This window comes from Mucilaginibacter sp. SJ (assembly GCF_028993635.1).
Classification (GTDB): domain Bacteria; phylum Bacteroidota; class Bacteroidia; order Sphingobacteriales; family Sphingobacteriaceae; genus Mucilaginibacter.
Map to the genome: position 1 here is coordinate 634,193 of NZ_CP118631.1, position 24,151 is coordinate 658,343.

17 protein-coding genes are annotated in these 24,151 nt (G+C 50.6%); 16 read left to right on the forward strand and 1 reads right to left on the reverse strand.

Features of this window, described 5'->3' with window-relative positions; genetic code table 11:
* The first annotated feature begins 2 nt into the window (after positions 1 to 2).
* From ppk1 to MusilaSJ_RS02520, 9 genes are all read left to right on the forward strand, one after another.
* Positions 3 to 2,117 (forward strand): polyphosphate kinase 1, encoded by a 2,115-nt coding sequence (gene ppk1, locus MusilaSJ_RS02480; RefSeq protein ID WP_274988496.1) that lies wholly within the window; start codon positions 3 to 5, stop codon positions 2,115 to 2,117.
* Complete coding sequence (locus MusilaSJ_RS02485) at positions 2,074 to 3,279, forward strand: Pycsar system effector family protein (protein WP_274988497.1); 1,206 nt, start codon at positions 2,074 to 2,076, stop codon at positions 3,277 to 3,279. Before ppk1 ends, MusilaSJ_RS02485 begins: the two co-directional genes overlap by 44 nt.
* Positions 3,280 to 3,378: 99 nt before the next feature.
* On the forward strand, positions 3,379 to 3,897 hold the full coding sequence (locus MusilaSJ_RS02490; RefSeq protein ID WP_274988498.1) for a hypothetical protein: 519 nt from the start codon (positions 3,379 to 3,381) through the stop codon (positions 3,895 to 3,897).
* Between the two features lie 15 nt (positions 3,898 to 3,912).
* A complete protein-coding gene (locus MusilaSJ_RS02495; protein WP_274988499.1) occupies positions 3,913 to 5,241 on the forward strand; it encodes a Dyp-type peroxidase in 1,329 nt (442 codons plus the stop codon).
* A 228-nt stretch (positions 5,242 to 5,469) separates the two neighbouring features.
* Positions 5,470 to 6,783 (forward strand): TolC family protein, encoded by a 1,314-nt coding sequence (locus tag MusilaSJ_RS02500; protein WP_274988500.1) that lies wholly within the window; start codon positions 5,470 to 5,472, stop codon positions 6,781 to 6,783.
* 8 nt (positions 6,784 to 6,791) lie between these two features.
* Positions 6,792 to 7,874: an HlyD family secretion protein gene (locus MusilaSJ_RS02505; protein ID WP_274988501.1), complete on the forward strand. Its 1,083-nt coding sequence runs from the start codon at positions 6,792 to 6,794 to the stop codon at positions 7,872 to 7,874.
* Positions 7,874 to 9,379, forward strand: coding sequence for an MFS transporter (locus MusilaSJ_RS02510; protein ID WP_274988502.1), 1,506 nt, complete (start codon positions 7,874 to 7,876; stop codon positions 9,377 to 9,379). Before MusilaSJ_RS02505 ends, MusilaSJ_RS02510 begins: the two co-directional genes overlap by 1 nt.
* Positions 9,380 to 9,392: 13 nt before the next feature.
* Positions 9,393 to 9,731 carry a hypothetical protein gene (locus MusilaSJ_RS02515; RefSeq protein ID WP_274988503.1) on the forward strand — a complete coding sequence of 113 codons (339 nt, stop codon included), beginning with the start codon at positions 9,393 to 9,395 and terminating at the stop codon, positions 9,729 to 9,731.
* A gap of 4 nt (positions 9,732 to 9,735) precedes the next feature.
* The gene (locus MusilaSJ_RS02520) at positions 9,736 to 12,342 is read left to right on the forward strand and encodes a BamA/TamA family outer membrane protein (protein ID WP_274988504.1); all 2,607 of its coding nucleotides are present in this window, start codon (positions 9,736 to 9,738) and stop codon (positions 12,340 to 12,342) included.
* 4 nt (positions 12,343 to 12,346) lie between these two features.
* On the opposite strand, the gene MusilaSJ_RS02525 is transcribed toward MusilaSJ_RS02520, so the two are convergent.
* Positions 12,347 to 13,351: a helix-turn-helix domain-containing protein gene (locus MusilaSJ_RS02525; RefSeq protein WP_274988505.1), complete on the reverse strand. Its 1,005-nt coding sequence runs from the start codon at positions 13,349 to 13,351 to the stop codon at positions 12,347 to 12,349.
* A 414-nt stretch (positions 13,352 to 13,765) separates the two neighbouring features.
* On the opposite strand from MusilaSJ_RS02525, the gene MusilaSJ_RS02530 reads away from it, so the two are divergent.
* The 7 genes from MusilaSJ_RS02530 to MusilaSJ_RS02560 all read left to right on the forward strand — a co-directional run bounded on the left by MusilaSJ_RS02530 (position 13,766) and on the right by MusilaSJ_RS02560 (position 24,141).
* Positions 13,766 to 17,248, forward strand: coding sequence for a sigma-54-dependent Fis family transcriptional regulator (locus MusilaSJ_RS02530; protein ID WP_274988506.1), 3,483 nt, complete (start codon positions 13,766 to 13,768; stop codon positions 17,246 to 17,248).
* 150 nt (positions 17,249 to 17,398) lie between these two features.
* The gene (locus tag MusilaSJ_RS02535) at positions 17,399 to 17,848 is read left to right on the forward strand and encodes a hypothetical protein (RefSeq protein ID WP_274988507.1); all 450 of its coding nucleotides are present in this window, start codon (positions 17,399 to 17,401) and stop codon (positions 17,846 to 17,848) included.
* A gap of 35 nt (positions 17,849 to 17,883) precedes the next feature.
* Complete coding sequence (locus MusilaSJ_RS02540; protein ID WP_274988508.1) at positions 17,884 to 18,693, forward strand: phosphatase PAP2 family protein; 810 nt, start codon at positions 17,884 to 17,886, stop codon at positions 18,691 to 18,693.
* A 135-nt stretch (positions 18,694 to 18,828) separates the two neighbouring features.
* Complete coding sequence (locus MusilaSJ_RS02545; RefSeq protein ID WP_274988509.1) at positions 18,829 to 19,008, forward strand: hypothetical protein; 180 nt, start codon at positions 18,829 to 18,831, stop codon at positions 19,006 to 19,008.
* Complete coding sequence (locus tag MusilaSJ_RS02550) at positions 19,005 to 19,937, forward strand: VOC family protein (protein WP_274988510.1); 933 nt, start codon at positions 19,005 to 19,007, stop codon at positions 19,935 to 19,937. The genes MusilaSJ_RS02545 and MusilaSJ_RS02550 overlap by 4 nt, the downstream gene beginning before the upstream one ends.
* Positions 19,938 to 19,951: 14 nt before the next feature.
* The gene (locus MusilaSJ_RS02555; RefSeq protein WP_274988511.1) at positions 19,952 to 22,177 is read left to right on the forward strand and encodes a histidine kinase dimerization/phosphoacceptor domain -containing protein; all 2,226 of its coding nucleotides are present in this window, start codon (positions 19,952 to 19,954) and stop codon (positions 22,175 to 22,177) included.
* On the forward strand, positions 22,174 to 24,141 hold the full coding sequence (locus tag MusilaSJ_RS02560; protein ID WP_274988512.1) for a sigma 54-interacting transcriptional regulator: 1,968 nt from the start codon (positions 22,174 to 22,176) through the stop codon (positions 24,139 to 24,141). The genes MusilaSJ_RS02555 and MusilaSJ_RS02560 overlap by 4 nt, the downstream gene beginning before the upstream one ends.
* Positions 24,142 to 24,151: the final 10 nt, after the last annotated feature.

Below are 24,151 nucleotides of genomic sequence, written 5' to 3' on the forward strand. Positions count from 1 at the left end.
CGATGAAAAATATATTTTTTGACAGAGACCAGAGCTGGCTCGGATTTAACGGCCGGATACTTGATGAAGCAGCAGACCCGGAGGTCCCCTTGCTGGAACGATTCCGCTTCCTGTCCATATACAGTTCGAACCTTGACGAATTTTACCGGGTACGCTACCCGATCATCCGGGCCTTACACGCGCTGAAGGAAAAAGACCGGCTGAACCATAATGAAAAGGCCGAGTCAACGGCCGACCTGCATGCGGTACGTCAGCTGATCGACATGCAGCAGAACCGCTTCGGGGAGATCCTGCGTCAGGAACTGCTACCGGCCTTGCAGGACCAGGGCATTCAATTCCTGCATTGCAAGCCGCTTTCTGAAGATATCCAAGTGGAAGCCGGGGATATCTTCTTCAATAAGGTCTTAGGCTACCTGCAACCGGTCGCGTTGAAAGGTTCAGGGGAACGTTTCTTCCCGGAGAACAACCGGTCATATTTCCTGGTAGTGCTGGACAACGGCAACCGCCAGCGGCAGGTAGTGGTCAATATTCCAACGGCCCAGCTCGGTCGTTTTTATGAGCTCAAAGGGACTGGCGGTCCGGTGATCCTGTTCCTCGACGATATCATCAGGCATCACCTGCCATACCTGTTCCCGGGAGAGCGGATAGCAGGATGTTACGCGGTGAAGGTGACTCGGGACGCGACCTTGCTACCCGAAGATGACCTTAGCAGTGACCTTGCAGAACTTGTGGAAAAGCAATTATCCAAACGTGATTTCGGTCTGGTTACGCGGTTCATCCACGCACCGGACATGCCTGCGCAACTTTTAAAACGGTCATTAAAATATTTGGAAATAGATGCCGAAAGCGCGGTGACGGGGGGACATTACCATAACCTGACCGACCTGTTCCACCTTCCTTTAAAAGGCAAAGGGATGGTATTTAATGAATGGCCGGCACACCGGCAGGCGGGTCCGCTGATGCCTGAAAGTATCTTCGAGCAGCTTCATGGCAAGGACCTGTTCGTTCATACGCCTTACCAATCGTATGATCCCGTTCTCCGCTTCTTTAATGAGGCCGCGAACCATCCCGAGGTTACCGATATCTGTACGACCGTGTACCGTATCGCCTCCGATTCAAGGATCGGATCGGCACTGATCAGCGCGGCCAGGAACGGAAAACGCGTTCGGGTACTGGTCGAACTCAAAGCGCGGTTCGACGAGCATAATAATCTCCGCTGGGCCAAGCAGATGCAGGAAGCGGGTGTAGAGATCATTTATAGCGGAAAGAAACAAAAGGTTCATGCCAAGGTCACGCTGGTCAAAAGGACAGGAAATTCGCATGCAGGCTATTACGGACTGATCTCGACCGGAAATTTCCACGAAGGGACGGCTAAAAGATATACCGATATCGTATTGATGACCGCCAATGCTGAGCTGCTATGCGAAGTAAAAAAGCTATTCGGTATACTGGCCAGGAAGAAGAAACCATCCTCGGCAAAAAAGGCATTCAATGAACTGATCGTCGCTCCATTCAACCTGCGGTCACGCTTCCTCGAACTCATCAACCGGGAGATCGATAATGCACGGATCGGCAGGAAAGCATCGGTGTTCATCAAGGTCAATAACCTGGAGGAGCGTACACTGATCACGAAATTATACGAGGCTTCACAGGCGGGTGTGGACATACACCTGATGGTCCGTAGCGTGTGCTGCCTTATCCCCGGTATAAAAGGCATGAGCGAAAGGATCACGATCACCAGGATCGTAGACCGGTTCCTTGAGCACAGCCGGATATTCCGTTTCCATAATAACGGTGAGGAAGAAATATTTATCGGCTCTGCCGATTGGATGAACAGGAACGTTTATCACCGGATCGAGGTCTGCGCACCTGTGAAAGACCCTGCGGTGCGTGACCATATCAACCAATGTATCCGCTACTGGAAAGACGATAACCTTAAGGCGGTCTGGCTGAACAGCGGCCTTGAAAATATCAAAAAGGCATCAGGCGGTGCGCCATTACAGGCGCAGGAAGCCATTTACACCTTACTTATGCCATCAGAAAGGAGCATCACACCCATTATTACAAGGACACATGATATACGAGAAGCAATTAAAGAAGACCAGGCGGTACATTGAGACCTATTTCCAGGAGAATAAGAGGCCTGAACTGACCTATCACAACCTGGAGCACACTATCTACGTGGTCAAGGCAGCGGAAAAGATCGCGGCCTACAACCATTTGTCAGAGGATGATATTTTTATTTTATTAACGGCTGCCTGGTTCCATGATATCGGTTATGTACATGGCAAGGAAGAGCATGAGGAAACCGGGATCAAGATAGCGCGTACCTACCTTGAAGAACAGGGAATGGAGGAATCGCAGCTCAGCAAGATCCTTTCCCTGATCAGGATCACCCAGCGGAAAGAAATACCTTCGGACCTGCTGGAGCAGATCATTCTCGACGCGGACACCTTTCACCTGGGCAAAAAGTCCTTCCTGAAAAAAAGCGAATTGTTGCGTAAAGAAACCGAACTGGACTGCAAAAAACTGATCCCGAGGAATGACTGGTACAAAGAGACCATCGGGTTCATGGAACACCATCAATTTTATACGATCTACAGCAATACGCTGCTGGCCGATCAGAAATCAGAGAACCTTTACCACCTGAAGGCCCTTACGGTACAGTATGACCACAATGCATCGCTGACCCCGGCAAACATGCTGACGAAAAGCACCGAGCGGGCGGAAAAATCGATCGATACCGCGTTTCGGATCGCTTCGCAGAATAACCAGCGCCTGAGCAGCCTTGCCGATAACAAGGCACACATACTGATCACGGTCAATTCTATCATCCTGTCTGCGATCATCAGCCTTGTGCTGCGTAAACTCGCTGACAATAGTTATCTCGTTATCCCGACCTTCATTCTGCTGGCCATCAGTCTTTCAACCATGGTGCTGGCGATCATCACCACGCGGCCTACGGTCAGTAAGGGAACCTTTAGCCGCGGAGAGATCGAACAAAAGAAGATCAACCTGCTCTTTTTCGGTAATTATTTCAAAATGCTGCCCGAAGAGTATACGAGCGGCATGTGGATGATGCTGGACGATAAAGTATATATATATAATTCCATCATGCTGGACATCTACTACCAGGGAACGGTTATCGGCCGTAAATACCATTACCTGCGGCTTGCCTACAATATTTTCATGTGGGGACTGGTGATCGCAGTGCTGGCATTTTTCATCGCCGCGATGGTGCATAACGGCGGTGCGGGAGTTATCGAAGAGCCTGCCTGAATCGGGCTTTGATTTTAAAAGAGGATGCGGGGATATTCAAAGTTCAGGCATACCGCTATCCGATAAGTTTGTACTGTATCAATTAAAAATATAAAAACTATGGAAACGAAAGAAATCATCCAAAACGAAGCAACAGCGGAAATGATCCCGGTTACACAGCAACCGGACGGTCCCGGCCTGAGAATGGGTAAAAAGGGCGAACTGACCATGATCGGCAACCTGTTACCCGGCGGCGCGGAAAAATTCCGTGAACGTGTTGCCCAGTTCCAGGCAGAAGCCAATTATTATGAGTCAAGGGTTGGCACCGTACAGGATTTTCGCGGGCTGATCTTCGATAACGATACACGTTTTATCCTCACGGTAGTGTATGACGGTGACTTTAAGCCATACCTTGACGATATCGCTACCCACGCCGGCCCATGGCTTGATGCTTTAGGTACCGATGTCCTGGAAGGTTATCCGGGCATGGATTCGCCGCATGTAGGCGAATGGGTGGTCAGCCTGCTGATCCCTGCCGAGTTCTTCTGGGCGGCCAATTCACACCTCAGCGGCCGTGATGTTAAAAAAATTGAAAAGGTGGCTAAGGCCGTTGATGCACTTTTTGATGCAGCACAATAAATAAATTAAACCGATATGAGCGTACCATTGGATTTTGAAAATATACAGGGAACCGTACTCCGTAACAGGCCGATGCCGTACTACGGTTCCTATCTGTTATTTCGTATAGATAACGCTCCGGAGGCAAAATCGGTCATCGCCAGCCTGTTGCCGCTGATCACTTCCGCAAAGGACTGGGAGAACCCTGCCGAACATGCCTGGATCAACGTGGTGTTTACGTATGAGGGGTTGAGGCTGCTTGGTCTGCCGCAGGAGATACTTGATGAGTTTCCGATCGAGTTCCGTCAAGGCATGGCAGCACGCAAGCACCTGCTTGGGGATGTCGGTGAAAGCGACCCGGCCCACTGGAATATGCCGCATGGCAATAACGGGTTCCATTTCGGCCTGCTGATCATGGCCGGTTCTGATGAGGTAAAGGAAGAAAAGCTGGCTATCGGGCGAAAAGCGATCGCCGGGCTGAAAAGCATTACCATGATCAACCGCCTTGATATCGGTATCCCGCCGACCATGAGGGAGCATTTCGGATATGCCGACGGATTGAGCAGGCCATTTATTGAGGGAGAAGGTGGTTCGCCGAAGCCGGGACAGGGCGAACCCGTCAAAGCCGGGGAATTCGTCCTTGGCTACGAGAACGAACTTGGCCACATCGCGGAAGGCCCGGGACCCGAGGCCTTCTGGAAGAATGGTACCTACCTTGCGATCAGGAAACTGAAACAGCACGTTCACCGTTTCCGGGAGTTCCTTAAAGAGCAATCCACGACGCACGAAGGCCAGGAATTCGCGGCAGCGAAAATGATGGGCAGATGGCGGAGCGGTTGCCCAATGGCCTTGTCACCTGAAAAGGATAACCCGGAGCTGGCTACGGACGGTCAGCGCAATAACGCGTTCCAGTATTTCGATGACGATAAGGAAGGCGTTAAAACCCCGATGGGCAGCCATATCAGGAGGGTCAACCCAAGGGACGGCCTTAAGGACACGGCCACTAATGCAAGGCTTCACCTGCTGCTTCGCAGAGGTGCGGCTTACGGACCAATATTACCGGAAGAGGCTACTTCGGACGATAATATTGAACGCGGTATCGTCCTGGCCCTGGTCAATGCTAACCCGGGAAGGCAATTTGAATTCGTGCAGACCCAATGGGTCAATGACGGGGATTTTATCTCACAGGGTACGCGTACCGACCCGATCGTGGGCAGACGCGATGTATCGGACGATTTCACCTATCCATCGAAACCTATCCGCAAAAAGATCAACGGACTGAAGGATTTCGCTGTGACCCGTGGTGGTGAACATGTTTTCCTGCCCGGCATCAATGGCTTACACTGGATGAAAGATAACCTTTGACCCCGGAGATCATCTTTGATAGGAAGGAAGTGCATGCACTTCCTTTTTTTGTTTGGCGGCACCAGCAACTATTTAACTTGTACGATCATAGCCGAGAACATTCCTACCTGTCACTGCGTGATTTTAAAAGTCTATCATTTGATTTTAAAAGACATTCACGCAGCAGATCAAAGAAGTTTGTGTCAGTGAACGGCCCGTCCGGGGCCAAGTATCAGAACAACCTCTAAAATGAAAAGACTTACGATCATTACGACCATGCTGCTTTACGCAGGCCTATCCAGGGCGCAGGACACGCTGAGTACGCGCGTACTGACGCTGAAAGAGGTAATGGAGCTTTCGGAAAAGAACAGCACCCAGCTTAAAGTGGTGGAAAAGAACACCGAACTCGCCAAACAAAAGGTAGAGATCGCCAAACTTTACCAATTGCCTGACCTGGGCGCGCAGCTCAGCCACGGGTACCTGAGTAATACGGATATCTGGACCCCATCTTTCGATAAGCATCAGAAAGGTAAGAACCCGCACCAGTTCGCGCAGTTCACTATCCAGGCATCACAGGTGCTTTTTGCCGGTGGCAAAATCAGTAATGAGATCAAAAAGACCGATATAGAGGCACAGGTCGCATTCCTGGTACAGGAAAAGAATACACAGGACATCAAGTTCCTTGCGGCCGCCCAATATCTCGATATCTACCGGATGATCAATCTCCGCCAGGTCTACGCCAGCAACGCGAAGCTTGCCGAAGAACGATTGAAGAACATCCAGGTCATGCGTAAACAGGGTATGGTGACCGAAAACGATGTGCTGCGGAGCAAACTGATCCTTTCAGACCTGAACCTTTCGGTTAGAAAGACCGAAAATAATATCGCCATTCTGAACCGCCAGCTGAATATGCTGACCGGGAGGCCCGATAATGCATCCCTGCTGCCCGATAGTGCCATGCTAAAGAACTTTCCTTCCGCAGGTTCACTGGAAGGCTGGCTTGATACAGCGTTGAACCGCAACCATGAACTAAAGATCTTGGCGAACGAGAATCGGGTGGCTGAAGCCAATGTAAAGATCGCTGGTGCTGACCGTTACCCTGCGCTGGCCGCTTTCGCGGGCAGCAACCTGCAACGTCCGTTCACCTATACTATTCCATCGGTAGATGTCTATTACAATGTGTGGCAGGCAGGCCTGACCCTGAAATACAATATATCTTCCATTTACCAGGCCCCGAGAAAGATACGCGCGGCAAAACTGGCCGCTGAACAAAGTATCCAGAAAGAAACCTTGCAAAAACAGCAGGTAAACGTCGAGGTAAGTTCCAGATTCATTAAGTACCGGGAAGCGGACGATGAACGTCAGACCCTGGAAAGCGACCTGAAAGCGGCTGAAGAGACCTACCGGATCGTTGAAAAGAAATACTTCAACCAACTGGCCCTGCTGACCGATCTCGTGGATGCGACAAGCACCAAGATCGAGGCGGAGATCAAGGTTTCCACCGCAAGGATCAATATGGTCTATACATACCTTCAATTACAAAAATCAGTCGGCACTTTATAACTATCCATATGAGCGAGAACAATACAGCACCGGCAGGTGCACCGAACAAAAAAAGATCTATTTACGCCATCAATATTATCCTGATCGCCTTGCTGATCTCCGCGGTTATCTGGGGTATCTTAACTTATACGGGGCTGGATAGCAGCGCCTATACCAATGACGCGCAGGTAGAAGAATACATCAACCCGGTAAATTCAAGGATACCCGGTTATATCCGGGAGGTCCGTTTCCAGGAACACCAGCCGGTAAAAAAGGGCGATACGCTGGTGCTGATCGATGACCGCGAATATAAGATCGCTGTCGAACAGGCCGAAGCGGCCTATCTATCGGCTCAGGCCGCCCGTAATGTTACCACATCGGGTGTAACTACCGTGGGCAGCAATATCGAGGTATCGGCGGCTAATCTCAAAGCCGTGGAAGCCAGGTTATGGAATGCCAAACAGCAATACCAGCGTTATACCGCGCTGCTCAGGGAAGGCGCAGCAACCCAGCAACAATTCGACCAGGTAAAGGCCGATTATGATGCGCTTGTGGCACAAACCGCGGCTTCCAGGCAACAGCGCCAGACCGCAGGCCTTTCTGCCAGGGAGGCGGGCACGAGGGTCAACGTGAATGATGCCGAGATCAAGCGCGCCCACGCCGCCCTCGAACTGGCAAAACTTAACCTGTCCTATACGGTGATCCGTGCGCCTTATAACGGGCTTACCGGCCGCCGGTCTATACAGGAAGGACAACTGGTGCAGCCGGGACAGAACCTGCTGTCCTTCGTCAGAAATGATAATAAATGGATCGTGGCCAATTATAAAGAACGCCAGCTTTCCCGTTTGAAGATCGGGCAACTGGTCAGTTTAAAGATCGATGCGCTGGAAGACGCACAGCTGACCGGCCGGATCACGGCCATTTCAGGAGCCACAGGCTCCCGCTACTCCGCCGTGCCTGTGGACAATTCGACAGGGAATTTTGTGAAGGTCCAGCAACGGATACCTGTGAAGATCGAATTGGTGGCCGGGAACGAGGAACAGCGAAAGCTGATCGATGAGTTGCGGGCCGGTATGAATGTGGAAGTACGCTTAGCAAAAGACCAGAACTAATGGAACTGTATGACCTGTTTTACAAGTGGGTGCCCGTATGGGTGAGGTTGCCGGTATTGTTCATACTCTTTTTCGTGATCCTGACGGCGAACGGGATATTCCTTGGGAACAGCGGGGATATATCGAACGATCTCGGGGTTTATTCAGAGGCGTATACCCAATCCTTTAACGCGATCTATATCGGCATGGGCCTGGGGCTTTTGTTCGACCTCCGGCTTAAAATGCGGTTCACCAGTAAAAAACTGCTGCTGTTCGGCCTTTTCTCCCTGCTGGTACTGAATATCGTTTGCGCGACCACCGGTAATACCAGCGTATTTATCATCGCCTGCCTGCTGATCGGGTTCACCAAGATGATGGCGCTTACCGAGGTCTATGTGATCTGGTTGCTGGTCTGGAGCAAGCAACTGGACACCAGCCGCATGTACCCGTTCGTGTATTTTACCGCCCTGGCCGGGTTACACTTCATGACCTGGCTGACCTCGGTACTTGCCTTTGAATATAACTGGCGTTATGCCTATATCTGTGTCCTGATCATGGTGGCGGTCTGTATCATACTGGCGGTGGTCTTCGTTGAGGAACATCCCCTGAAAAAAAAGATCCCCTTTTACCAGGTAGACACCATCGGGCTGATCCTGCTGGCCACGGCCATGATGTTGCTGAATTACGCCTTTGTGAACGGCCGCGTAGAGGACTGGTTCAGTTCGCGGGCAATCATCGCATCTTTTTGGGGCGGCATCGCCAGTTTTATTCTGTTCCTGATCAGGCAGCTGAATATCAAACGCCCGATATTCAACCTTGCTTTGCTCAGGCGAAGGAACCTGCGTTTCGGCCTTTTCCTTTTTGTACTGCTCGGCTTTTTTTCGGTGAGTACCTTTCAATCCTCCTTCTCCGCCGGTACCCTGCATTATGAATCCATGCGCAACATGGAACTAAACCTTTATATGGTCCCCGGTATCCTTGCCGGCTGTGTGTTGTGCTGGTTCTGGTATTATTTCGGGCTGGATGCTGATATCCTGATCATTTCCGGTTTTTTAAGCTTCGTGGTCTATCACTGGATCATGTACCTCGGTTTCTCCAACCAGTTCGCCTTGGAGAATTTTTGGCTGCCAGCCCTGATCAAGGGCTTCGGCACAGCGCTGATCTATATCGCCGTAGGCTTATATACGAATAAGAAATTACCGCTGACACTGGTTATGACCGGTGCCGGGGCAATGATCATCGTCCGCTCCTTTATCGGTAGCGGTATATGCGGGGCCATGTATGGTTTTTGGTATTACCAGGAACGGATCAGGCATTTTGAACAACTGGCCCTTCAGACGGACCAGTCATCCATCCCGGGTGGCCCGGCCGGCGTAAGCAATTACTTTGTCAGCCTCCAGCAACAGGCATCACTGACCGCATCTAAAGAACTGACCGGGTATATCATCCTGGGCGGGCTGGTACTTGTAGGGCTGCTGACCGTCAAATACCTCTACCAGAAACAGAAAGGCACCTTGTTCACCTAAATAGCAACGACCTATGAACGACAAAGACATCGAACTTAAGCTTTCAAAGGTCATCATCCTGCTGCACGAATGCGGATATGACCGGGATTTTATGATGTGCCCTGAAGATCAGCGGATCGCCGGAAGCAGTGGCGGCGAACGATTCAAGGCCTCTGAGATCGACCTGTCCCTTGTCAGTGCTTATTATCATGACCAGAGCGGTCTGTCGACGGCGATCTTTACCGTTGATGCACCGAATGGTGAAAAGGGGATCTTGCTGGCCCGGCACAACGGCGGGAAAGACCGCTTATATGTGCAGACCCTGGCAAGCCACCTGATGATCCCACCGGGAAAACACTACCCAAAAACATAAGTATATGAATAAACATAAAATGATCGGACAAGGCGGAACGGCCATTCTCCTGGTGGCCGGTATCCTGTGTGGCTTTAACGCCGCAGGCCAGGGCATACAAAAAAAATATGACCGCGTAAGCGGGATAACCGATAGTACTACGGTGAGCGTGCATGCCAGCTACAATGATGTCAGCGGGGTACACCGGTGGTTCTTCGGCGAGAACTACCGCCGCGAATGGGCGGTTCCGGTCAAGCTTCCTGTATTGCATATCGGGAAGATCAATGGCGGGCTGACCCCGGTGCGCCAGGGAGGCGGCATGCAATCCAAATCCCTGCGGCTGAAAGCTGCCAACGGCGAAGAGTGGGTGATCCGAAGTGTGGAAAAGGTGCCGGATAAGCTTTTGCCGCCGGGACTGATGAATACCTTCGTGATCGATTGGGTCGGTGACGAATTCAGCGCACAACATCCGTTCTCCGCGCTGGTCGTGCCGCCATTAGCCGATGCGGCAGGTGTTCCCCATGCCAACCCCGTGATCGGTGTTGTGGCGGATGACCCGGATCTGGGTGAATACCGGAAGACCTTTGCGGGACTTGTCTGCCTCCTCGAAGAACGGGAACCGACCGGCCATTCCGATGCTACTTTTAAAATGGAGGAAAAACTCGTTAAAAGTTATAATAACCGCCTGGACGGTGAAGGCTTTTTACGGGCAAGGATGCTGGACATGCTGATGGGCGACTGGGATCGTCATGAGGACCAATGGCGGTTCAGCGATTCTACGGTCAACGGCACGACGCTTTGGACAGGTGTACCCCGTGACCGGGACCAGGTGTTCCATCTTGCCGAGGGGTTGTTCCCGTCCATCGCTTCGCTTTCCTGGCTTGATCCTACGCTGGAGCATTTTGAAGGACATATCACTCGGGTAAAATGGTCACTCTTTAAAACACGTTTCATCAAGGCTTTTCCTGATCAGCAGATCAGCTATGAGCGCTGGATGCAACTGGCCAATGATTTCGTCAAAGCTGAAAATGATGAGGTACTGGAAACCGCGCTCCGCCGCTTACCGAGGGAAACCTATGTGATGCGGCATGACGTACTTTTCGCTAAACTCAGGGCCCGCAGGGATGACATACCGCGGGCTATGAGTGAATACTATAAATTCATTAACCGGATCGCCGATCTCCGCCTGACGGCACATGCAGAACATGTGCTGGTCAGCGATGCTGCGGATAAAGGGTTGGATATTACCGTCCTGAAATCAGATAAAAAAGGTGATCCAGGTGATACCTTGTGGAAGGTCCATTATTACCCGGACATCACTAAAGAACTCCGGCTTTATACCTCAGGCGGGGCCGATCAGGTCAGTATCAATACCCCCAATTCACCGATCAAACTGAGGTTGGTTGACAGCACGGGAGAAAACACCATCCATGTAGCCGCGTCCGGCAAGCGCATAAAGGTCTACGGGCTGGAGAAAGGGACGTTGATCACAGGGGATCAGGGGCGTGTAAGTGCCAGGTTCTCGGCCGATACGCTGAACAACCGGTTCCAGCCAACGAACCTGTATAATATCTGGATGCCTTTGGCCACTGCGGCCGCCAATGCTGACGACGGTTTCCTGCTTGGGCTTGGATTCAAATATACCGGGGTTGATGGCTTCAGGAAGTTGCCTTATTCTACCAGCCAGTCCCTGATGCTTACGCATGCCTTTGCCAGCGACGCGTTCCGTATACAATATACCGGGGAATGGATCGACGCGATCGGAAAAGCCGACCTTGTTTTAAAAGCGGATCTTCAGGGGCCTGCCAACCGGATCAATTTCTTCGGGCTTGGTAATGAGACCGCTCTTGATAAATCCGGGAACTATCATCGTTTTTACCGCGCCCGTTATGACCTTTATAATTTCAGCCCTTCGCTGAGATGGCATACCGGCGCAGGCTCAGATCTCAGCGCAGGTCCGGCGATACAGCATTACCGCTATAATTCCGAGGATAACACCGACAGGTTCATAGGCAGCGCGCAGGCCAGGCAGTTCGCCTATGACAGCCTTACCCTCGGGAATACCAAAACACATGTCGGATTGGCCTTGAATTTTACTTCCAACAGGCGGGACAATAATATCCTGCCGAAAAGCGGTTATTTCTTTACTGTGGACGTGGCGAGCTTCAAGGGGATCAATGACGCGGCGAACAGCTATGCCCAGATCCGCCCGGAGTTCACGTATTACCAAAAGCTGAATTCGCGCGGGACGATCGTTTTATCGGACCGCATCGGCGGCGGTGTAACGCTCGGAAAACCGGAATTCTACCAGTCGCTCTACCTTGGCGGTCAGGGAAACCTCCTGGGTTACCTGAAGTATCGTTTCGCCGGTCAGCAGATGGTGTTCAATAACCTGCAGGCACGGATGAAGCTGTTCGATGTAGCCAGCTATATATTACCGGGGCAATTCGGTATAACCGGTTTTTACGACGCGGGCAGGATTTGGGTAAAAGGAGAAGATTCGGATAAATGGCACCAGGGAGCCGGTGGCGGATTATATTTCTCCCCGGCAGGGCTTACGGTATTACAGGTATTGGCCGGACACTCGGAAGAAGGCTGGTACCCTTATATCTCGTTGAATTTCCGGTTATGACGGTTCATGAGGCCGCGAGCTGTTCGTTAGCTTGTTGCTGAACATCCGTACTTCTGAAAGATGCCGGCGAACAGCCGGTATTTTTTTGGAAGAAGGTCGAGAAATTATTCGGGTCGTCAAAGCCTACGCGGTGGGCGACATCCTTGACCATCAGCCCGGAAAGTGCCAATAAGGATTTAGCTTCAAGAACGATGCGGTTATTGATGCTTTCCTTGGCATTCACGGCACTATATTTTTTCAACAAGTAGTTCAGGTGATTGGGGTGTACACAGAGCTGGTCGGCATACCATTGCACATTACGGATCTCCGCGAAATGCATTTCGACCAGTTCGTTGAACTTCTCGATCACCGGGTGCCGTACCACTTCGTCACAGGTCAGCCCTGCTTTTTGAAAGGCGCGTTCACAGGCGATCAGCAGTTCCAGCACCTTTAGCGGCAACAACTCATTTTGGGCGATATCATCGCAATTGAATTCCTCGATGATCCTCTCAAATAATTGCTGCACGAACGGCCCGGCCTGTTCATCGAGGTGGAGGCATGGGGTCTGAAGGCCTTTGAACAATTTCCTGCCAAATATCTGGTCGGCAGGGAAATTCCGCTGGTCAAAAAAATCTGCGTTGAAATTAATGATGTAACCCGTGGTATCCGTTGACCAGGTACGGCTGGAATGCACCATTCTTTTAGGAATAAAATACAGGGCGTGCCTGCACAGGTCATAAGAACGTGCGCCGATGATCTTTTCACCTTTTCCGGATGTGATCAGTACCATCATGTAATTGGAACTTCTGACCGGCGGCAGACTGCCCGGCTCGGGCGCAAAGGCCAGTATATCCTCCAGCTTGCAGGCGGTAAACTCACCCTTCTCCTTTAACCGCCGGTCCATATCGATGATGCCGTCAGCGCGATAGTTGTGAAAGACCGTTCTGTACCGGTTCAGAATGGCAGGTTTGTCAAATTGCTTTGCGATCGCCCCGCCATTGGCCGGGTCATTTTTAAAGATAGTTTTCATAAATCGGATAGGTGTAAGACGCAAACACCTATTCAATTGTAATGCCATGATTTAAAAAACTAAAAATCAGATACTTATACTATTTTAATCAATGAGAGATTTTCTATATATCGGCAATTACCGAAAAGATTTTTCTATATTTAAAGAATTTGAAGATCCTACATAATAATTGCCATGAACGAATCGACCGTCAGTAATGCCCAGAAGTCCAACCTTGAAAATCTTCTCCATTTAAATATCCTGCTTTCGAAGGTGAGGGACAAGAAAGATCTGCTGGATATTATCAACGGGCAACTGAAAAAGTTTTTCGACTTCAATTACAGTTCCGCGATGAGTATCGCGACGGACCGGCAGACCTTCAATGTCTTTTTACTGGACCCGGCTTCACTGGCATTCAACCATCCGAGTTACCGGTTGATCACCAGCGCGGAGCTACCTGTAAAAGACGGGCTGTTCGATATGGTGCTGGAAAAAGGCTGTCCTGAGATCATAGACGTCGAAAAGGAATACCTGAAAGGCCCTGATAACCACCCGAGGTATATCCCGATGCACTATGAAAGCGGGATCAAGGAACTGCTCGCCGCGCCGTTGTACAATGAGCAGGGTTCATTCGGAATGATCGTTTTTTATGGGGATAAAAAGAAACAATTCAGGAACATTGACAAGGAGCTGATCAGCGGGATCGTCGGACTGGTCGCCATCGCCGCCTGGAACGTGCTCGCCAATGAGGAGATCGCGACCAGGGACAGGGAACGGGATATCCTGCTTTCGTTAAGCTCGAAAATGGCAAGGATCAGGGATAAGGAAGAGCTGCTTGGTCTGATCAATTCCGAAATGAAAGAGCTGTTCTATTTCACCCATTGCAGTATCTCAAAGGTCAGCGAGGACCGGCAAACATTTACGGTTTTCCTGACAGACCCGGGTTCGCCATCGAGGGGACACCAGTCCTTTCATAAAATGATCGCTACACAATTCCCGGTAAACGATGGCATATTTGAACATTTTCTCCGGACAGACATACCCATTATTAATAGTGTCGAAGAGGTTATCAGCAGGGAAACATACCCGCTTTACAGCCAGATCCATTATCAAAGCGGTTTAAGGGAGGCAGTTTCCATACCATTGCAGGATGAAAACGACACCTGGGGTGTCCTGCATTTCTATTCCGACAAATTGAAGACCTTTTCGCCGTCCCAGTTCCACACCTTTACCATTGTAGCCAACCAGGTTACCGTCGCCGTTCTGAATATCATGGCCAATGAAGATATCCGAAAACGGGAAGCCGAAAAGAACAACATGCTGATGGTCGCGGAGAAGGTCGGAAAGATCCGTGACAAGAACGACCTGGCAGGGTTCCTTGCCGACGACCTGCGTTCTGTGCTGTATTACGCTACGGCTTCGGTGATCGCTTTCACCGAAGATCTCAGTGGCTTTCAATTCTACATCACCGATCCGCTGGCCCGGACCACCGTTTACAGGAGCCGCCAGACCAGGGCGGTAAAACCCATGCTGCCTGTAGAGGGTATATACTTTGAGCGGCTGAGCCGGACAAGGGAGCCTATCGTGATCGATCTGGCAAAAGCCGGATCGTCGGAAATCGTTCCTGAGCACATCCTTGCCTTCCAGGAAAGCGGCCAGCAGGAAGCTATTATTGTACCGCTATACGGGGAAAGGTACGTTTGGGGGGCATTATTTTTAACGTCTGAGGTCGCAGGGACCTTTACCCCGGAGTATGCGCGCACCATATCCGGCATCGCCAACCAGGTCAGTGTGGCTATTTCCAATATAAACGCAAATGCGGACATCAGTTTACGCAAACAGGAAAAAGAGAACCTGTTGACCGTTAGCCATGAACTCGGAACGGTGCGCCAATTCAATGAGCTGTTACAACTATTGAATACCCGCTTGAAACACCTGTTCTACTTTACAAATTGCCTGGTATCCGTATCACAGGATGAGGGCCGCACATTCACCTGTTACAGTATCGATGCAAAGGATAACGAAATGGCACTGCTGCCTGATCTGAGAACACAGATCGTGCCTGCATCTGACGATTTCTTTAGTAAACTGATCCATGACCAGTCACCGCAGATGGTAGATTCCGGTGCCCATATCAAGCAAATGGGGCTGCTTTGTGGCCTGGAAAAGGGCAATATCGAACGCATTTCGATCATGCTTTATAACGAGAAGGGCTTTTTTGGCGTGCTAAGTTTCTTTTCCGATGTTAAGAACTGCTTCAACGATACCAATATTGACATGATCACCGGGGTCGGCAGCCAGGTCGCTATTGCGCTTTCCAACATCATTGCGAATGAGGAGATCAAACAAAGTGAACGTGAAAAATCGATGTTATTGTCATTCAGCTACGAACTTGCGGAGGCCCATGAGATGGCCGACCTCAAACGGGTGCTCAGCCACTATTTAAAGGAAGTATTTCAGATCAGGGAATTTACCTTATCGGTGCTGAGCGATGATAAGCGCTCGCATTCCTATTTTATGTACGATGTCTCTCCGCAATACGAGCAAAGCGATGCATTCCAGTCCATCAAGGATAAGACCTTTGCCGTGGAGGGTGCGCTTGCCGGGGTTATCCTCGCATCAGACCAACCGGTCACTTTCGATATTGAGAAAACGCTCGCGGAAGGTAAAGTGAGCTATGTAACCGGTAGGAACTGGCTGGAAATGGGCGCTAAGGAAGTACTTGGTGTGCCATTAAGAGCGGGGAATGAGAACATCGGCATCCTTTGGACACAGCCGCACCTTTTGGCTGTCCGTATGATCATGGGCCTTGGGGCACAGATCGCTATCGCCTTATCGAATGCCCTGGCGATGGAAAAGAACAGGAAACAACTGGCCGAGATCCAGAAATACAAACAACAACTGGAAGAAGAGAATCTCTATTTACAGGAGGAGATCGTTGGCAGCCAGGGAAACGATATTATCGGTAGCGGAGACGAAATGAAAAAGGTCTATCACCTGTTATCCCAGGTAGCGCCTACCGGAAGTACCGTTCTTATCCTTGGAGAAACAGGAACGGGTAAAGAGTTGATCGCCCGTGCCATCCATAACGGCTCCCCGAGAAAGGAAAAACTAATGGTCAAGGTGAACTGTGCGGCCCTTCCTGCCAATCTGATCGAAAGTGAATTGTTCGGTCACGAAAAGGGAAGCTTTACCGGCGCGATCGAAAGAAGGATCGGTAAGTTCGAACTGGCTAACCGCAGTACGCTGTTCCTGGACGAAGTGGGCGAACTTCCCCTGGACCTTCAGGCTAAGTTATTGCGTGTGCTTCAGGAAAAAGAGATCGAGCGTCTTGGCGGTAAGGAAACCTTAAAGGTCGATGTAAGGATCATTGCCGCCACCAACAGGAACCTGCAAAAAGAGGTTGAGGCCGGTCGTTTCCGAAGTGACCTGTTCTACCGCTTGAACGTGGTGCCGATCAGCCTTCCTGCCCTGCGCGAACGCAAGGAGGACATCCCGGTGCTGGTTACCCATTTTATCGGCAGGTACGCCAAGAATGCCGGTAAAAAGATCTCCAATATCAGCCACAAGGTACTGGACGACCTGATGGCCTACAACTGGCCCGGCAATGTACGTGAGCTGGAACACCTCATTGAAAGAAGCGTGCTGCTCACCAATGGGACCACGATCCGTGAGATGCACCTGCCCGTAAAGGAACGGGCAGAAAAAAGCGGGCAGCATGTCAATGACTACCGGATCAGGACCATCGCCGAGAATGAACGGGACCACATCCTGAATGTATTGCAACGTTGCGGCGGTAAGGTCTCAGGGCCCGGCGGGGCTGCCGAACTGCTTGGTGTCCCTCATTCTACGCTCACCTCCAAGATGGCCAAACTCGGCATTAAGAAGGCGCATATCATCCACGGCAACGATCAGTGAAACAGACCATTGGAGCATTCCTCAAAAGGTATGGCCCAATGAAGCACATGGTTGGAAATTCAAAGGGTACTATTTGTTTTTCAAAGTTTTTTCAGGTGCGCTTGACCGTATTTTGATCTAAAGATCAATACGACATTTAGCACCATTCGCATGAAAAAAGCAGACTGGGCGGTCCTGCTGCCAACGCAGGCCGACCTTGCCATCGGCATATCAGAAAAAGAAGAAGAGCAGACCTTATTATCCCTGTATGGCAGAAGCAGGCGGTCAGTGATCGGCAGCCATATCAGGATCGGTAAAAAAGCCGGTGAAGCATTTTGGGACCTTTACCAGGAGTTCCAGGATAAGAAAAGGAAAATACTGACCGCCAACAAATCGCCTCTTGCCGGGGAGCCTGCCGCCATAGAAAACCCGGTAAAGAACAGCAAACCTAAAAAGGAGAAAAAGATTCAGTCGGCCATGGCCGCGCTCTATGCCCGTTTTTCGAAAAAATTCGGTAAACTGATCGGCAGGTCTGGGGCCAGCAAGTTGTTGCTGGTGGAGCTGCAACTGGACAGCAGCCTGGCCGTATATGCCTATCACAAGGAAAGGGCCGGATCATGATCAGACCTTTCTTAGGTTGGATAGCCTGTTCAATATTGATCGCCTACACACCCCCGGCTTCAGCGCAGGTCAGGGACAGCAGCAGGCGGGTAAATATCGCTGACACCATCAGGAAAGATCTTTTTACGGCACCGGATACGGTTTCCCGGCTAAGAAGCAAAGCCTGGACCTTACTTCCACCTGCGATTTTTGTTGCATACGGTGCATCATCCTTCTATATCCATCCGTTACGTCGTTTCGACAATTTTATCAACGACAATGCGCAGGAACATAACTTCGTCCCCAAGCCCGTCACAGAGAATTACCTGCAATATGCACCGGTCATTATCACCTATGGCGTGAACCTGGTTGGGGTCCACGGAAAGAACACCTTTGTTGACCGCACGCTGATCTACGTGCTTGCCCAGGGGATGCTGAATCTGAGTGTATTCGGATTGAAGAATGCCACACACCGGTTAAGGCCGAACGGGGCTAATAACTATTCTTTCCCATCCGGTCATACCGCGAATGCCTTCGCTGGCGCGGAATTCATGGCCCAGGAACTTGGCGACCAATCCTGGTTGTACAGCTTCGCCGGGTATGCCTTCGCTACGACCACCGGTATCTTCAGGATATACCATACCGATCATTGGTTCAGTGATGTCGTGGCCGGCGCGGGTTTCGGTATCCTTGCCACCAAAGGCGCTTATTTGCTCTACCCGGTGATCAGGAACAGTTTGAGTAAAAAACACCGGAAGTCGTCACCGGTAGCTGGCGAAAAGCCGGAACAGGAACGCTCAGGTTTTATGCTGATGCCATCGTATTCGAACGGTGTCGCGGGAATTCAGTTCGCCATGGTGTTTTAAGAAGTCCCGAATTATCGGAGATCCTCGGAATATCGCAATAGATATATCTAATAAAAAATTGTAAAACATTGAATTACAAGGCAATAGTATTGGCATTGTGCATGCTGTATGTTTTTCAGATAAAAACATACAGTTATGAACTCGACAACAATTCCTGTAGGTACATTCCAATCACCCCCGCAAAAGACGGGAGAAGATCATTCGGCCGACACCTCAGCGGCAAAGGTTTACAAAGAGATGTGGAGGTCGGTGGCCGGAACTTATTTCAGCGTATACCTCAATTTACTGGAGATCCTGTATATCGTTTACCGATGAGTATATCCAGGAATGAGCCCGCCGGGAACGGAGATATAGCTCTGTCCGGCTTTCACCATATTACCTCTATAGCAGGTTCCGCCCAGGCCACAGCGGGATTTTACAGGGAGATCATCCGTTTACAGCTGGTCAAACGATCGGTCAATCCTGAAGATCCCTATTGCTATCATCTGTATTTCGGCGACGGGCAGGCCGCTCCCGGTACGCTATTGAGTTTCATGAACTGGCCGGGGGCCGTAAGTGGCAGACGCGGACACGGCGAAGCGGTTTCGGTGAGCCTTAACCTGAACGGAACGGCTTTCCGGCAACTTTTGGAAGCTATCATCATGAGGGAGATCGGGATAACCCGGCATAATGATCGTCAGCTGACCCTGTCCGATCCTGACGGCATGGAACTTCATATCCACTGTACGGATAACGAATGGCTTCTGCCGCAGAAGCACAAATGCGCCGCGGTGAGGATCGGGGGTGTTTCGCTTCGTGTACCTGAACCGGGGATCAGCGTTGATTTTTTTAAGGACCAGTTAGGCATGGTCCAAACAGGAAGTTCCGGTGAAAAGGCTGTCTTAGGTTTCAGAAATGGCCAGGACAGCTGGCTAAGGGTGACCGGTGGCCAGGAAGACCCTGCGTTAACGGCCTGCGGAAGTATCCATCACATCGCTTTTACGGTCCAGGACCGGGCAACCCTTACGGCTTTTTATGACTCACTGAAAACAGCAGGTTTCAATCCCTCGGCGATCATTGACCGCAGGTATTACGAATCCCTGTACGTACGGGAGCCGGGAGGCGTATTGGTCGAACTGGCTACCGCAGGCCCGGGTTTTCATACCGACGAGCTTTTGTCCGAACTGGGAACGAAACTAATGCTGCCAGAACATCTTGAATCGTGGCGGAACGAGATCGTTGCAAAACTTCCCCACATCAGTTAAATGGATCACCAAAGATGAGAAAATGGATCGGACCGATATGTTTAACCCTGTTATTGTTCATCAGACAGGCCGTGACCGCCCAGGAAAGGGCGGTCACGGTGAAGGTCTTGCTGGATAGTGCATACCGGCTGGTAAACAAACCTGGAGAGCAAAAAAATGACCTTTCCAAAGCCAGGGCTTACGCCATACAAGCCTTTAACCGGAGCCTGGATGAAAAGGATCTTCGGTCAGAAGGCCGGGCCGCGACGCTTTTATCACAGGTGTTCCGCGAGGGTGGCGACAGGAATGAGGGCCATAAATGGTCAGAAAAAGCTTATAAACTTCTTGAACGGACCAGGTTTCATGAAGCCTTCGCCGATGCGGCTGTGGAGGCATCTTCCTATTATACACTTGAAGGTGAAGACCTGAAAAAAAAGGTCGGACTGTACAAGGTCGTTGTCGAGCGTTATCGCCAGGCCGGTACCAAGCTTAAACAGGCGGATGCACTCAAGTATCTCGGGGACCTAACCACGCTTACCGGTGATTTCGTTGCAAGCTACAAATTCCTTACCTCCGCACTGAACATTTACCAGGCTCTCGGGCATAAGGAAATACGTGACCTGTATGACCTCCTGGGTTATAACTGCATGTCCTTATCCATGAGCCACGATGCGCTGAAATATGGCTTGGAGGCTGTCAAGATGATCGAAGCACAGGGGGACACCAGCATCAGTACCAGCACGAGTTATAACCGGTTGGGGATCACTTACCAGGTCTTAAAGGACTATTCCCATGCCGGTATATTCTTTGAAAAAGCGCTCAGGATAGCGGAGCGTTACCATGACACCAGCAGTGTGCTGGTCATCGCTGCGAATTTAAGTGAATCATACCGGGCAAGGTCGATGTACCGCAAACAATTATCGATCCTGCAGCAAACGGAACGAAATTACCAAATAAAGGACCCTTACTACCGGATGCTGTTCTGGTCTAAATCCATGGATGTGTATGCCCGGATGAAGGACATGGACAATGCCGCTGTTTACGCGAAAAGACTGGCTGATTTTTTATCAGGAATAGACAGGCATGATGTTAAATATGCTAACCTCACCATCAAACTTGCCCAATATTATCTTTTAGAGAATCAGTTCCTGAAGGCCAGGGGGATGCTTAAAGACGTTTCCGAGATCTGCGAAAAGCAGGGGAATATATCACAGCTGGCGGCGGTCAGCCTTTGCCTGTTCAGGGCGGACTCGGCACAAGGTGACCTTAAGGGAGCTATAGCGCATTTCAAAAAATATAAATTCTGGCAGGACTCGCTATTGAATCAGAAAAGCAAGCATGACCTTGGGCAAATGAATGCGCTTTACGAATCCGAAAAAAAGGACCGTGAGTTGCAGACCAACTCCAGGGATATCGCCTTGCTGAGGGAAAAGGATAAACTGAGTGAGAGTCAAATTAAGAATGAAATATTGCTCCGCAACATTACGGTGATCGGCACCTGCCTGGCCATTCTGATCGCCTTCATTATTTACAGGCGCTACCGCTCTAAGCAACGAACGAACGAACGGCTGGAAAGGCAGCAGGAAGAGATCAATGACCAGAACAGCTCGCTGAAAACCCTGCTTCTCGAACGCGAATGGCTGTTGAAAGAGATCCATCACCGGGTAAAAAATAACCTTCAGATCGTGATCAGCCTGCTGAATACCCAGTCCGCTTTTCTGAATGATGAACAGGCCCTGTTCGCGATCAGGAACAGCCAGCACCGCATGCATGCCATGTCCCTGATCCATCAAAAACTGTATCAGTCGGAAAGCCTTTCAGGGATCGATCTGGCCGTTTATATCCGTGAACTGGTGGCCTATCTGAGGGACAGTTATGAAACGGAAAGTAAGATCAGCTACCAGGTAGATGCTCAGAGCCTCATGCTGGATGTATCACAGGCCGTACCGATCGGCCTGATCCTGAATGAGGCGATCACCAATTCGATCAAATACGCATTCCCGGACGATGGCAGAGGCACGATCAGTATCAGTTTAAAACAGCCTGGCCCAGCTGAGGCGCTTTTGTCGATCGCCGACTCTGGTGTCGGCATCCCGGATGATTTCGACCCGGATGAAAGTCCATCGTTAGGAATGAACCTCATCCGTGGATTGAGCCGGCAGCTTGGTGGCAAACTAAAGATCAGTAACTCACCGGGGCTGACGATCATACTTGAATTCCCCATCGATAATCCGATCAATACACAAGTACCGAAGACATGAATAACATAAAGCATAAACCCGCATCGATCCTGATCGTAGAAGATGAATATATCGTGGCGAACGATCTTAAAATGATGCTGATGAAGGCAGGCCGCAGGGTTTGCGGCATCGCCCAGTCCTATGATGAGGCCATGATGCTGATCGGGGAAAAAAAACCGGAATGGGTACTCCTGGATATTTTCCTTAAAGGCGAAAAGAACGGGATAGACATTGCCAAAGAATTAGGAAAGACGGATATCGGCTTCCTGTATATATCCGCCAACTCCGATCAGGCCGTATTGGAGCAGGTCAAGGAAACGGACCCTTACGGTTTCCTGGTCAAGCCCTTCCGGGAAAAGGACCTGTTGACCATGCTATCCATCGCCGAACATAAGCATAAGCAGAACCTGGCCATCGCGGCCCAGCAGGAATCCGCGATCAGGGTCAAACTTGAAAAAATGGTCGCGCGTGCAGGGAATGAGGGTTGGGTCGATATTTTCAGGGCGATCCAGCCGATGATCCCATTCGATGTACTGACGGTCTATCCTCAGAGAAAACGTGATGGTCAGATCAGGGAGTTCACCCTGATCAGGAACAGTGGTGATGAATACGTGTTGTATGATGCCGGAGAACTGATGGCGAAGATCGGCGCGCAGACGAGCGACCTTAAGAAACTAAGCTTTGCGGTACCCATTCAGCAAAAGATCACTGCTTACAATGGCCACGAGTTCAGGCGGCTCAGGCTGGATAACCCTTACATCAAACTGCTTAGTGATCATACCGGCACCTTTTCGGCGCTACAGGTACCGGCAGGCGATCTTTTCGGACAACCATACCTGTTGACCTTTCATTCATCGAAACCCGAAGCCTATCCCCAAAAGGTGACCGAACTGGCCGGGAGGCTGGCAGTATCCCTCAAAGCTTGCCTGCGCACCCTTTTTAGCGTGGACCGTGAAGAGTACCTGCCGCAGGTCAAGGCACCGGGGCAGGTAGCCAACCACCTCACCGGTTCCGGGGCAGATTTCGAGGGCATCATCGGGCAATCGCCTTTACTGATGACCGTACTGGATAAGATCAGGATAGTCGCGCCTACGGACTCGACGGTATTGATCCAGGGCGAGAGCGGCACGGGCAAGGAAAGGATCGCTTCCTGTATCCATAAACTATCTTACAGAAGAGCGCAACCCTACATCACGCTGAACTGTGCTGCTTTGCCATCCAGCCTGATCGAATCGGAGCTTTTCGGCCATGAAAAAGGAGCATTTACAGGGGCGATCGATAAGCGTATCGGCAAATTCGAGCAGGCGGACAAAGGCACGATATTCCTTGATGAGGTCGGCGAGCTTTCACTGGAGGTACAGGTAAAATTACTGCGTGTTCTACAGGAAAGAGAGATCGAAAGGCTGGGCGGGTCGAACACGATCAAGGTCAACGTCCGCGTGATAACAGCTACGAACCGGAACCTCGAAAAAGAGGTTGCCGAAGGCAGGTTCCGCCTGGACCTGTATTACCGGCTTAACGTTTTTCCGATGGTCCTTCCGCCGCTTCGGGAACGCCGGGAGGACATCCCTTTGCTGACCGCACATTTTATCAAAAAGTTCAATGTTCTGATGAACAGGTCGGTCAAAGGTGTTTCCGCGATAGCGGCCGATCAGATGGCGCGTTACCAGTGGCCGGGGAATATCAGGGAACTCGAACACCTGATGGAAAGAAATGTCCTGCTATGCGCGGACGAGGTGATCCAGCAGATCGACCTGCCGGTAACGAAAGAGCAAAAGAATTCGGTTATCACGGTGGACGGGTTACTGACCATGGAAGAAATGGAACGTAATTATATCATCAATGTACTGAACCGCTGTAATGGTAAGATCTCGGGGCCGGGCGGTGCAGCGGAAGTACTGGGAATGCCATCATCCACATTAACGTCCAGGATGGGTAAACTTGGGATCAAAAAGTCAGATGTTTATTATTCAGGAGATCAATAAAGCTACTAAC